We start from the raw sequence: 13571 nt of genomic DNA on the forward strand, positions 1-13571 counted from the left end.
GCTCACTGTTTTTTTTTACGATTTAATCCCAATTTTTGTAAGGCGTTACACATGGCTGTTCTACCCACCCAATTTCCGGTCTTCTGGGCAAATAACTCACACAATTCTAGTAAGGTTGCCTCGGGATGTGCTCCCACTATTTCCCTCAAAGAAGCTGTGGAATTATTCAAATGACTGTATCTCGGTTTACCCCTGGGTTTCGGCTGTAAATTCCCCTCGATTTTTTGTTGCTTGACCAGTTTTTGAACTAAGCTTTTACTAACGGAAAATATCGCTGCTGTTTGTCTGATCGACAGCTTCTGATCTTGATGGGCTGCTACTATTTTTGTTCGTAAATCTATTGAATATGCTTTCATTGGTGTATTTTTTAATCTATTTTTATTGTACCTCATAACACCCGGAAGTGCTGTAGATGAGCAAAGGCTTAGTACCTCCTATGAGAACTCGAAAAGCTATATATTTTAATAAGTTTAACAAATAGAATCGATAACATAAAATAATTCAAGTGCGTTGCAAATTATCTAAAAGCTCCCAATGCTCCCAAAAGTGCATAAGATCACACTTAAAGCAGATGAATCGAGTATTAGCGAAAACTAGAGAAAAGCCGATCAGCTAAATTTAAACAAATTTTAATAGAGGCGCTCCAAACAGGATATTCGATCGCAAAGCCGAAGAAACCATCAATCGAGTTTACAGTCATAATAAAAGGGTGACAATTGCCATTGAAGGCGAGCGGAAAAAATGTCAAAATTAGTCAGGATTTTGGGCCCCGTCGGGCGATGAAACCCCTTTTCTAGCTGCCACTTTCGGCTCTTCCCTGATGCGATCGGGTTAAGAAACCGGGTTTATGTATAAATTTTGTGAGTAAAATTCTCAATCATTAGCAATTTATGCCGTAGGAAGTCACCGATCGCCCGCTTTATCAGTAAATATACGGAATTAGGATGCTCGATCGACCTGCCAATCTAGAAAAAATACGGAAATGCAGCCTCATTCGCTGCTAATTGCTATCAGAAGGAGGAGAATTTGCCCTTTGCTCTTGTGATTTATCACAACCGCACCCGATGGTTAAAACGTTCTTAATTGCTGAAACCCTTGCTTTTATTGCGACCTCCATCTTCCGACTTCCATCTTCCTGATGACGTTGTACCGAAAGCAGTTGTCAGTTGTCAGTTGTCAGTTGCGAGTTATTACCAATAACCAATAACAAATAACTAATCACTAATGACTTCTTCTATACCAGTCTCAAATTGCAGAGCGATATGGGATGCCATCAACCTCGATACCAAACAGCAAAATAACTAAAAAAAGAGCATTATGTTTCATGAATACCTGTATCAACAAGTAATCAACCTGCAGGAAAAATTAATTCGCTTAGAAAGAGATATGCAGTCTCAAACCTGGTTCAAAAAGCTGCAAGCGCTGATGGGAGTCATTAGCAAAATTCGCGAATCCCTAGACTTAGAAACAATATTCAAAATCACAGCCACCGAAGTCCGGCAACTCCTAAATGCCGATCGAGTCGCCGTCTACCGCTTCATTCCCGAATCCGACTGGAACGACGGCGAAGTAGTCTCCGAAGACGTACTGCCCCTATACAGCCCTTCCTTGGGCGCAAAAGTCCACGACCACTGCTTCGGCGAACAATTTGCAGCCAACTACGCCAAAGGATATGTTCAAGCAGTCACCGACATCTACAAAGCCCGGTTGAGCCCCTGTCACCTCAAAATTCTCAAGCGATTTCAAATCAGAGCAAACTTAGTTGTACCCCTACTGCAAGGGCAAAATTTGTGGGGATTGCTGTGTATTCACCAGTGCGGCGAACCCCGCGAGTGGCAAGAAGACGAAATCGAATTTGCCAGACAAGTAGGCGACCATTTAGCAGTGGCAATTTCTCAGGCCGAACTGCACTTGCAAACCCAGAAACAAATCGCAGAAATCGAATTGGCGCAGCAGAAACTCCGCGACAGCGAGCAAAAATATCACCAAATTCTCGACTCGATCGCCGATATGGTATTAGTCAAAGGCCCCAAAGCCCAAATCGTCTGGGCAAATCAAGCCTTCCGCGACTATTACGGCATGAGTCAAGAGGAACTGCAAGGCATCATAGACGCACCTTTCGCCGAACCTGACCACACTCTCCAGTACATTAAAGATGACGCCTTCGTATTTGAAACCGGACAAACCCTGCAAATTGCCGAAGAACCTGTGACGCGCTACGACGGAGAAGTGCGGCTGTGGAGCACCGTCAAAACACCCATCCGCAATGAAGACGGCCAAATCACAATGACAGTCGGCGTCTCCCGCGACATGACGGAACGCAAAGCAGCAGAAGAAGCTGTCAAAGCCAGCGAAACCAAATACCGCAGCCTGGTAGAAACCTCTCAAGACATGATTTGGTCTGTCGATGCGACTGGACGCTACACCTTCGTCAACCCAGCAGTTAAGTATATCTACGGTTACGAACCAGAAGAAATGATCGGTAGGCCGTTCTCCGATTTTGTGACACCAGAACAAGCCCAGAAAGATTTAGCTGTTTTCGCCCGCCTGGTGGCCGGAGAATCAGTTTTCCAGTATGAAACGACCCACATCGCCAAAGACGGCAGCATCAAACATTTGATGTTCAACGCCATCGCCCTGTACCACGAAACCGGAAACTTCCTCGGCACCACCGGTACAGCCACCGACATTACCGATCGCAAGCGCGCCGAAGCAGCATTGCAACACGCCAACGCCGAACTAGAACGCAGAGTTGAAGCCCGCACCGCCGAACTGCGCCAGACTTTTAGCGCCCTCAGCGCCAGCGAAACCAAGTTTCGGACGATCGCGGCCGCCATCCCCGGTTCTCTGTTTCAATTTTGCAGCCGCAATGGAGTTTGGAGAGTTGACTACACCAGCGATGGCATCGAAGATATCAGCGGCATCACAGCAGCAGAAATGATGCGAGACATCAATACATTCATTTCCCGCATCCACCCCGAAGACTTGGAAAGCTACATTGCTTCCGTCAACGAAGCCGTTGAAAACTTCTCTCCCTGGCACTACGAAGGGCGGTTAATCAAGCCAAACGGCGAGCTCCGCTGGTGGCAGGGCGACTCCATGCCCACCCGCAGCGAGAACGGCGAAATCGTATTTTGCGGCGTATTCCTAGACGTTACCGATCGCAAAAAAGCCGAAACCGCCATCCGCGACAGCCAGCGGCAGCTCAAAGAAGCCCAGAGACTCGCCCACGTCGGCAATTGGGAACTCGACGCAGCCACCGGAACCGTCACTTGGTCCGAAGAACTCTTCCGCATCTTCGGACTCGAACCGGCAGCAGCAGCGCCCAGCCTAGAGCAGCAATTCTCTTGGTGTCATCCAGAAGATTTGGAACTGTGGCAAACCCAAATACAGCGGGCAATCGAAGCAGGCATTCCCTACGATTTAGACTTCCGCCTTTACCGTCCCGACGGCACGCTGCGGCATCTCAACGCCTTGGGCAAAGCTGAAACCGATGCCGGCGGCAAGGTGGTAAAACTGTTCGGTACGGCGATCGACATTACCGATCGCAAAGTCGCCGAAGCAGCCCTGCGACAAGCAGCAGCCGAGTTAGAAGACAGAGTGAGCGATCGCACGGCCGAACTTTCCCAAGCAGTCACGCAATTAGAACAAGAAATTGGCGATCGTAAACAGGCAGAAGCAGCCCTGCAAGTTTCCGAGCAAAACCTGCGAACCATATTTAACAATGTCTACGACGCTATCTTCATTCACGATTTAGAAGGTAACATTCTCGATGTAAACAATCGAATGTTAGAAATGTACGGAGTCAGCCAGGAACAAGCAACAAAATTATCAATTAAAAACGACTATTCAAGCAGCGACACTCCGAGCGCACAAATGGCAGAACTTTGGACAAGAGTATTAGCAGGAGAAACCCCCCGCGTGGAATGGAAAGCAAAGCGTCCCAACGACGGTTCAACATTTTCTGTAGAAGTCGCCCTGTCCAAAATCAATCTTAACGGCAATGTTAACATCATTGCCAACGTGCGAGATATTAGCGATCGCAAACAGGCAGAAGCAGAACTGCAACAGACTCAAAACTTTATGGAATCAGTGCTCAACACCATACCCGTAGCAGTGCTTGCCAAGGAAGCCAAAGAACTGCGGTTTGTACTGTGGAACCCCGTCGCCGAAGACTTGCTCGGTTTCAGCGCAGCAGAAGTTACGGGCAAAAATGATTTCGACCTTTTTCCCACAGAACAAGCTAACTTTTTCACTGCCAAAGATCGAGAAGTTCTCAACAACGGGCAAACTGTAGAAATCAGCGAAGAAGAGATTGAAACAGGTCAAGGAGAATTGCGGATATTTCATACTAAGAAAACATCAATACTTGATGCTGACGGCCAACCGCAATATCTATTAGCTGTCACCGAAGACATTACCGATCGCAAGCTAGCAGAAATTGCCTTGAAGCAATCTGCAGCCCAACTCAAGCAGCAAGCAGATAGAGAAAAATTGCTCAACATTCTCACAGCTCAAATCCGCAATTCCCTCGACTTCGACAGCATTATTGCTGTCGCCGTCCAAGAAATTCGGGCTTTCATGCAGATCGATCGGTGCTATTTTTGCTGGTATCGCAGCGAACAAGAAGAGGGTTTTTGGGAAATTATTCAAGAATCTCGCAGAATAGAACTTTCCGATTTAATAGGTTGCTATAAAGCTTCTGACTTCGGCACTATAGGAGAACAGATGTTGCGTCTAGAAACGCTGCAAATAGATGATGTCGGAGCGCTCGCAGACTCTATTTTGATCGAGTCTCTTAACTCTCTGGGCTACCAATCAGTGTTGGCAATTCCGATGCAGGCACTTTCGGGAGTAGTGAGCGTTGTTACCTGCGCCCACTCCGCTGCTGTGCGACCGTGGAGCGAGGGCGAAGTAGAATTATTGCAAGCAGTTACAGTTCAATTGGCGATCGCCATCAACCAAGCCGATCTTTACACCCAAACCTGCAATAAAGCTCGTGAATTAGAGCACACCTTGCAGCAATTAACCAGCGCTCAATCGCAGTTAATTCAAAGCGAAAAAATGTCATCTCTCGGTCAGCTCGTCGCAGGAGTCGCCCACGAAATTAACAATCCGGTTAATTTTATTTACGGCAATCTCACCCACGCCAACGACTATACTCAAGACTTGCTGCATTTGATCGAACTTTACCAAAACCACTATCCCGATCCTGTCCCGGAAATTCAAGAAGAAGTAGAAGCTATTGAACTCGATTTTCTGATGGAAGACTTGCCAAAACTGCTTTCTTCGATGAAAGTCGGTGCAGACAGAATTCAGCAAATTGTAGCGTCTCTGCGTACATTTTCCCGGATGGACGAAGCAGAAATGAAAGCAGTTAACATCCACGACGGCATAGATAGCACTCTGATGATTTTGCAGCACCGACTCAAAGCTAAACATAATCATCCAGAAATTGAGGTAATTAAAGAATACGCTCAAATACCCTTAGTAGAATGTTATGCCGGACAGTTAAATCAAGTATTTATGAATGTTCTGAGCAATGCTTTAGATGCTTTAGAAGAGAGAGACACACGGCGTTCTGCTGAGGAAATGCGGCAAAATCCTAGTACGATTTCCATTAAAACGGAAATGCTGGAGGGCGATCGCGTTTTGATTCGGATTGCTGACAATGGGGTGGGAATAGCAGATGCTGTCGTTACTCAACTTTTTAACCCCTTTTTTACCACTAAACCTGTGGGAAAAGGTACTGGAATGGGCTTGTCAATTAGCTATCAAATTGTTACCGACAGACACAAAGGTTCGCTGAAATGCACTTCTTCTCCCGGACAAGGTGCTGAATTTGCGATCGAGATTCCGTTGAAAGCTAGCTGTTAATTTGTTAGTTGTTAGTTGTTATTAGTTATTGGTTGCGACGGGTAATATCCAATCCAGTAGCATCCCAATTGTCAAATCCAGTCAACAGTCAACAGTCAACAGTCAACCAAAATCAATCTAATTCATCTGCGTAAATCTGTGTTAATCTGCCCTCATCTGTGGTGAAAAAAAAGATAATTCCTTAACCGCAGATGACAAGGGATTAAGGCAGATTAACGCAGATGCAGAAAAATCAGCAGTCATTAGTCAGCAGTCAGCAGTCATTAGTCAGCAGTCAGATAAAATCCGGTAACATCCCAATTGTCAAATCCAGTCAACAGTCAACAGTCAACAGCCAACAGCCAACAGTCAACAATCACCTGACGGTGCAACCGGAATTGATATCACTCAGTCCATAATTGCTATATTACCGAAATTTATCAGTATTTCAGTCATCGTTAAACTGTCCAAAGGTTTAGAAAACCAATATCCCTGAGCTAATTCGCAGCCTAATCCCCGAAGCTGTGCTAACTGTTCGGCTGTCTCCACACCTTCGGCGATCGCATTTAATCCCAAATTGTGAGCCAAAGTTACAATCGCCCGCACAATCTGCAAAGGCTGACCCCCGCCGTCACCGTTTTCGATGGCCCCCAAGCGACTCACAAAAGAGCGATCGATCTTCAGCGTATCCAGCGGAAAACGGTGCAAGTAACTCAAAGACGAATAGCCAGTACCGAAATCGTCGATCGACAATCGAATATTTCTACCTTTTAATTGGGCCAGCACAATATTGGCTTTAGCCACATTTTCTACGATCGCACTTTCAGTAATCTCCAATTTTAAACAGCTCGGAGCGCAGCCTGTTTCTGCCAAAATTTCATCTATCTGTTCGATTAAATTCGGCAAACCTAACTGTTTGGGAGAAAGATTGACGCTCATTGTTAATTGTGAAGGATCGATAATTGGTAATTGGTAATTGGGCATTGGGCATTGGGCATCGGGCATCGGGAATTGGGCATCGGGCATCGGGAATTGGGCATCGGGCATCGGGCCTTGCCGAACTTCCTGCTTCCCTGTATCCGTTACATCCCGTACATTGCTCGTTGCCGAACTTCCTTCTTCCTTCTTCCCTCTTCCTTCTTCCTTCTTCCCTCTTCCTTCTTCCTTCTTCCCTCTTCCTTCTTCCGACGGACTTACATCCGTTACATCCGTTACATCCGTTACATAACTTCCTTCTTCCTTCATTAACATTTCTTGCCAAACGCGCAATTGCCGGCAAGCTTCCCGCAGCACCCAGGCTCCCAGAGGCACGATCAAACCGGTTTCCTCAGCTACAGGAATAAAACTAGACGGCGGCACTAAACCCCGAACCGGGTGCTGCCAGCGCACCAAAGCCTCAAAACCCTCGATCGCACCGCTGGCGATCGAAACAATCGGTTGGTAGTGCAGAATAAAGTGGGAACATTCATTTTTGCTCGCACCTAATTCCTGCTTACCCAAAATAGCCAAACGCAGGTCATTTTCTAACTGCAACAGCGACATAGTTTGGTCGTGCATCGCCAAATTAAACACTTCGTGGCGGGCTTTGCCCAAAGCTTTAGCGCGGTACATAGCAATGTCAGCATCGCGCAGGAATTCTTCCGGGTGAACGTACAGATTCGATTTGCCTCTTGTGTCGGCTGCTGCGACTTCGCCTTGACTGAAAACAATGCCAATGCTAGCGGTGGTAAATACTTCGTGCCCTTCGATATGAAACGGTAAAGTCAGTTCTGTTTGTATTCTGTTAGCTGCTTGGGTGGCATCGGTGAGGCTCTGAATGTGGTCTAGCAGGATGGTGAATTCGTCTCCCCCCAACCGGGCGACGGTATCAGAAGCCCGCACGCAGGTTAGCAGCCTGTCTGCGAGGGCGACTAGCAGTTTGTCTCCTAAAATGTGTCCTAAAGAATCATTAACTACTTTGAAGCGGTCTAAATCTAGGAAAAGTAAACCAAATTTGTAATCGGAGGATTGATTTGATCGGCGGATGGCTTGTCCTAGCCTGTCGATGAACAAAACGCGGTTTGGCAAACCCGTCAGCGCGTCGTGAAAAGCACCGTGCAGCAGTTGCCGTTCTACTCGCTTGCGCTCGGTGACATCTCTGATAATAATCTGGGCGGCGGCTGCGCCTTGATAAAGGGCGGGGATGCCGGCCACTTCAACGTCGATGATTTCTCCGTCTAGCCGCATCAGTTTTTGCTCGGCAAGCTCGATCGGCTTATTTTCTTGCTCGACTTGCCTCATGCGCTTTTGGGCTGTTTCCACATAGTTTGAATGGACAAAATGCAATATCGGAAAGCCGATTAACTCTGCCGGAGAACTCGCACCGAGGAGTTTTGCGCCCGCAGCATTGATGTAGGCGATTTTCTCTTGACTGTGAACGACGATCGCTTCGGGAGATAGTTCTACTAAACGGCGATAGCGTTCTTCACTTTCTTGCAGAGATAATATTAACTCGCAGCGCTCTTTTTCGGCTTGCTGGCGTTCGATTTCCATTTGGTGAACCGCCAGAATTTTACCGATGCTTTGAGCCATCAATTCTATGATTTCTATTTCCTGGTACTCAAATTTTTTTTTCTTAATTTCTCGCGAACTAAAGCTTAATATACCGTAAGTTTTATTGTTAACAAATATCGGCGTTCCAATGTAAGATTCTGAGTGACATTGTTTATAAGCTGGATGTTCGCGCATCTCTATTTCTGCTCCCACATGAGAATAGAAAATAGTTTTATTGGATTTAATTACTGCAGCGCAGTAAGTATCGCTGAGGTTCAATTCTAGGCCTCGCACGAAGTATCCTATATCGGATTTTGCTGCCCGCACAATAAAAACTTCATCCTGGACTTCAGCCATGATGCCAATAGAAAGTCCAAAAATTAAACAGCCTGCTGTTAAATAATCTTCAACCAGTTCTTGAAAATTTTGATAATGATAAGTTGTAATCCGGTGCAAGTGTTTGAGATTAGCGGTGAAAGCTGCTAAAGCTTGAGAATTTAAAAATAATTCTGCTTCCGCTCGCTGGCGGTCGGTAATGTCTGTTTGCACTCCAATAAAGTGGGTTAAGTGTCGCCGCGAGTTGTGCACCGGAGCGATCGACAGTTCGTGCCAAAAAGGCGTGCCGTCTTTCCGAAAGTTACGCAGGATAACTTGGCATTCTCTGCCTTCTTCAATTGCCGTTCGCAATAGTTTAGCAGAGGCGGTGTCCGTGTCGTTGCCCTGCAAAAATCGGCAATTTTTCCCCATTAATTCGTCTCTGCGATAACCCGTAATCCGCTCAAAACTGGGATTGACATAAATAATCGGATTATCTGTAACCGTCGCGTCGGTGATGGCGATGCCGTTGCTGCAACTTTCGATCGCCCGTTCCATCATTTGCAAGCGCTCTTGCGATCGAATCCGCTCGATCGCCGCAGCTAACACGTTGGCGATCGCTTCTACAAAATAAACGTCATCTTGGCTGAAAACCCGCCTTTGGCTGGTGTGAACCCCCAAAATGCCCCAAGCCTGCGTCGCAGAAGTGTCCGCTGGTTCTGCTTGTCCCAAGAAACTCTCCAGTCCCCGATTGCCGGGAACGATGACAGTGACGCCGCTCACAGCCCGGTGGTTGTGCAGCAGCGGCAACTCGCTAAAACGGGTTTCCACCCGCAAATCTTCGACAATCGTGGCTTTGCCAACTAGCAACGTGTAACCAGCTTGCGATCGGGCAGAAGCCGCAACAGTGGCTTTGCCGACAAGGCCCGGCTGCCAGCCAACCCCCGCTCGCAACAAAAAAGCATGGCCCGAGGGCAACAGTTCCAACAACTGACAATAATCAACATCCAAGGTTTGAGCAATTAACACCGCAGCTTTGTCCATCAGTGCAGACAAATCTGTTTCCGCCAATGCCTGCTGCCCCAAGTAAGCGACGGCCGCTTGCTGGCGGGCGCGCAAATGGATTGAGGCGAGCAATTCCTGCTCCTTGGCGGCTGCTCGCTTGCGATCGCTAATGTCACAGAACACCGACAGCACGGATTTTTCCGACAGCAATGTCAAATACCGCATCGATACACTTGCCCAAAACAGCGTGCCGTCAGCTTTTTGGAGGCGAACTTCTATCTCGCGGACTTGTCCGTTGCGGGCGAGCACATCCAGCAGTTCGTGGCGCTGTGCGGGGTTACTGTATAGTGTGGAGGCTTTTTTGCCGTCGATTTCAAATTCTTTGAACCCGAAAACCTGATGGCATAAATCGTTACTATAAAGAATTGTGCCATCAGCCAGACTGCTGATGATCGTAGGCATCGGCATCGAATTGGCGATCGTCAGCAATAATTCTTGAGTTGCTTGCAGCTCTTGGTAAAAGTCTGCCTTGGCAGCCGAGCCCTGACAATCTTCACAGTTTTCAGGGATAAAACTTTCCATTTTTTAATCGATCCATTTCTGCGGATAAATTTAAGCTTGTATTCAGTGAACAGTTGACAGTGGACAGTTGACAACCTCCCTCCTCGCCTAGAGAAGGGTTGAGGGCGACCTCTACCTGGAAGGAAGAGGATGGTCGTAATGAATAACCTTCTTTTAATTTCTAGCTAAAAGGGAGAGGCTTTAAACCAATTCTTTCTGGTAGCTAACGATTTGAGATGCTCGCGGGCGATCGACATTACCTCCGCCATATTAATTTTAACCAGAACAATGCAACTCAACGCCGGAAAACTTCTTGGCTGGAGTTTCAGCAGCGCTCCAGATACAGACAGATTTTGTCTTTAGTATGAAAATCTACTGTTTTTAAAGTTGCGTTAAGTTTTTATAAGAGCGGGTGCTTTGCCAAATATGTAGCGCCAGCGCCTAATCTAAAAAGTAATGTCACCTGCAAACAACTACCCAACACAATTTTGAGAGAGAACACAAATGCTTGAATCTTACCGCCGTAACGCTGCCGAACGGGCCGCACTGGGAATTCCACCGCTGCCGCTAGACGCCCAGCAAACCTCAGAACTCTGCGAATTGCTCAAAAATCCGCCACCTGGGGAAGAAGAAGCCTTAGTAGAATTATTGCGCGATCGCGTGCCCCCCGGCGTAGACAGCGCCGCCTACGTCAAAGCAGGTTTTCTGACCGGCATTGCCAAAGGCGAAATCCACAGCCCCCTAATTGCTCCCAAATGGGCAGTTTACCTGCTGGGGACAATGATGGGAGGTTACAACGTCCAATCTTTAATCGATTTACTCCATCCTACTGCCGAAACCGCCATCCCCGCCACCGCAGCCCGCGCCTTGAGCAAAACGCTGTTAGTATTTGACGCCTTCCACGACATTCTCGCCCTGTCGGATACCAATCCCTACGCCAAACAAGTCATAGATTCTTGGGCGGATGCCGAGTGGTTTACCGGCCGGCCCCAACTAGCCGAAGCCATTACCGTTACAGTCTTCAAAGTACCCGGAGAAACCAATACCGACGACTTGTCTCCGGCACCTCAAGCTACCACGCGGCCGGACATTCCCTTGCACGCTTTAGCAATGCTGGAAAGTAAGATGCCCCAAGCGCTGGAAACCATTGCCCAATTGAAGCAAAAAGGCCATCCCGTAGCCTACGTCGGCGATGTTGTCGGCACCGGTTCCTCGCGCAAATCAGCGATTAACTCAGTGCTGTGGCACATTGGCAATGATATTCCGTTTGTGCCAAACAAGCGCAGCGGCGGATATATTTTGGGAAGTGCGATCGCCCCGATTTTCTTCAATACTGCTGAAGATTCCGGCGCATTGCCGATCGAATGCGATGTCAGCAAAATGGAAACCGGAATGGTAATTACCATCCATCCCTACAAAGGAGAAATCGCCAACGAAGCCGGAGAAATCATCTCCACCTTCACTCTCAAACCCGACACAATCACAGACGAAGTTCGCGCCGGCGGCCGCATTCCCCTATTAATTGGACGCACCTTAACCGACAAAACCCGCGAAGCTTTAGGACTAGGAATTAGCCCGATTTTCACCCGTCCAACAATTCCCGCCGACACAGGTAAAGGCTTCACCTTAGCCCAAAAAATGGTAGGGAAAGCCTGCGGTTTAACAGGCGTGCGTCCCGGTACATCTTGCGAACCATTAATGACCACAGTCGGTTCCCAAGACACCACCGGGCCCATGACTCGCGACGAATTAAAAGAACTTGCTTGTTTGGGATTTAGCGCCGATTTGGTAATTCAAAGTTTCTGCCACACCGCCGCCTATCCAAAACCGGTTGATGTCAAAACTCACCACGAATTGCCCGATTTCATGGCACAGCGGGCGGGCATAGCTTTGCGTCCCGGAGACGGCATTATTCACTCTTGGCTCAACCGGATGTTATTGCCAGATACAGTAGGAACCGGCGGCGATTCTCACACACGTTTTCCTTTAGGAATCTCCTTTCCTGCGGGTTCGGGATTGGTGGCATTTGCTGCTGCCTTGGGCGTGATGCCTTTGGATATGCCGGAATCTGTTTTAGTGCGCTTCAAAGGAGAATTGCAGCCGGGAGTAACCCTGCGGGATGTGGTGAATGCAATTCCCTATGTAGCGATTCAAAAAGGTTTGCTGACAGTCTCAAAACAGAATAAGAAAAACGTCTTTTCGGGGCGGATCATGGAAATTGAAGGCTTGCCCGATTTGAAGGTCGAGCAGGCGTTTGAATTGACTGATGCCTCGGCCGAGCGTTCCTGCGCTGGATGCACGATTAAATTGAGTGTGGAGACTGTTTCTGAGTACATTCGCTCCAACGTCGCGCTGCTAAAAAACATGGTAGCGCGGGGCTATGAAGATGCGCGGACGATGATGCGCCGGGTGGCGAAGATGGAGGAATGGCTGGCTAATCCGGTGCTGCTAGAAGCTGATGCTGATGCGGAGTATGTTGAAATCATCGAGATCGATCTCAACGAGATTACTGAACCCATTGTGGCTGCACCGAATGACCCGGATAATGTTAAGTTGTTGAGTGAGGTTGCGGGCGATCGGGTTGACGAAGTATTTGTCGGTTCTTGCATGACAAATATCGGCCACTACCGCGCCACTGCAAAGGTGTTGGAAGGTGCAGGGGAAGTTAAAACTCGCCTGTGGATTTGTCCGCCAACTCGGATGGACGAACAACAACTAAAAGAAGAAGGTTATTACAGCATTTTTGGAGCGGCTGGAGCGCGGACGGAAATGCCGGGATGCAGTCTTTGTATGGGCAATCAAGCGCGGGTAAAAGATGCCACAACGGTTTTTTCAACTTCGACTCGCAATTTCAACAACCGGATGGGCAAAGATGCACAAGTTTATCTCGGTTCGGCGGAATTGGCTGCTGTTTGTTCGCTGTTGGGTCGCATTCCCACAGTCCAAGAATACCAGGAAATTGTGGCCAAGAAAATCAATCCTTTTGCTGGCGATTTGTATCGATATTTGAATTTCGATCAAATTGCTGGTTTTGAGGATGAAGGGCGAGTGATTGCTGTGGAAGATATGCCGCGCATTGAGGATATTTTGGGGATTCCTGAAGGTGTGTTGAGCAAGTAGTTTCCTCGAAATTCAGTGAAATGGTTGTTTTGAACCGCAGATGAAAGCAGATGAAAGCAGATGAATTTTATCTGCATTCATCTGTGTACATCTGCTGACATCTGCGGTTCAAAAAAATCCCAGAATCTGGATGAATTATCCCCCGCCTCTTGTTTACAATATAAGTAGAATCGATCGACCCG

At 47.7% G+C, this 13571-nt stretch carries 5 protein-coding genes; 3 read left to right on the forward strand and 2 right to left on the reverse strand.

What is annotated here, in order from left to right; genetic code table 11:
- Window positions 1-2: 2 nt before the first annotated feature.
- Complete coding sequence (locus tag QUA01_RS07470) at window positions 3-392, reverse strand: helix-turn-helix domain-containing protein (protein WP_333088839.1); 390 nt, start codon at window positions 390-392, stop codon at window positions 3-5.
- Between the two features lie 925 nt (window positions 393-1317).
- Here QUA01_RS07470 and QUA01_RS07475 point away from each other — a divergent pair.
- Both QUA01_RS07475 and QUA01_RS07480 read left to right on the forward strand, forming a co-directional pair.
- Window positions 1318-5877, forward strand: coding sequence for a PAS domain S-box protein (locus tag QUA01_RS07475; protein WP_333088841.1), 4560 nt, complete (start codon window positions 1318-1320; stop codon window positions 5875-5877).
- Between the two features lie 221 nt (window positions 5878-6098).
- On the forward strand, window positions 6099-6275 hold the full coding sequence (locus QUA01_RS07480) for a hypothetical protein (RefSeq protein ID WP_333088842.1): 177 nt from the start codon (window positions 6099-6101) through the stop codon (window positions 6273-6275).
- On the opposite strand, the gene QUA01_RS07485 is transcribed toward QUA01_RS07480, so the two are convergent.
- Entirely contained in the window at window positions 6265-10290 is a 4026-nt protein-coding gene (locus tag QUA01_RS07485) for an EAL domain-containing protein (RefSeq protein ID WP_333088843.1), read from the reverse strand. The two genes, QUA01_RS07480 and QUA01_RS07485, sit on opposite strands and share 11 nt — an antisense overlap.
- 483 nt (window positions 10291-10773) lie before the next feature.
- Between QUA01_RS07485 and acnB the strand changes: the two genes are divergently transcribed.
- Window positions 10774-13389, forward strand: coding sequence for a bifunctional aconitate hydratase 2/2-methylisocitrate dehydratase (acnB, locus tag QUA01_RS07490; protein ID WP_333088844.1), 2616 nt, complete (start codon window positions 10774-10776; stop codon window positions 13387-13389).
- Window positions 13390-13571 lie beyond the last annotated feature (182 nt).

Origin of the sequence: Microcoleus sp. S36a_B3 (assembly GCF_036700745.1) — a bacterium.
GTDB lineage: Bacteria > Cyanobacteriota > Cyanobacteriia > Cyanobacteriales > Microcoleaceae > Microcoleus.

Excerpts from the sequence above, each read along its gene's own strand:
- QUA01_RS07470 (WP_333088839.1), bottom strand. The coding sequence starts at position 392 with ATGAGGTACAATAAAAATAGATTAAAAAATACACCAATGAAAGCATAT.
- QUA01_RS07475 (WP_333088841.1), top strand. The coding sequence starts at position 1,318 with ATGTTTCATGAATACCTGTATCAACAAGTAATCAACCTGCAGGAAAAA.
- QUA01_RS07480 (WP_333088842.1), top strand. The coding sequence starts at position 6,099 with ATGCAGAAAAATCAGCAGTCATTAGTCAGCAGTCAGCAGTCATTAGTC.
- QUA01_RS07485 (WP_333088843.1), bottom strand. The coding sequence starts at position 10,290 with ATGGAAAGTTTTATCCCTGAAAACTGTGAAGATTGTCAGGGCTCGGCT.
- acnB (WP_333088844.1), top strand. The coding sequence starts at position 10,774 with ATGCTTGAATCTTACCGCCGTAACGCTGCCGAACGGGCCGCACTGGGA.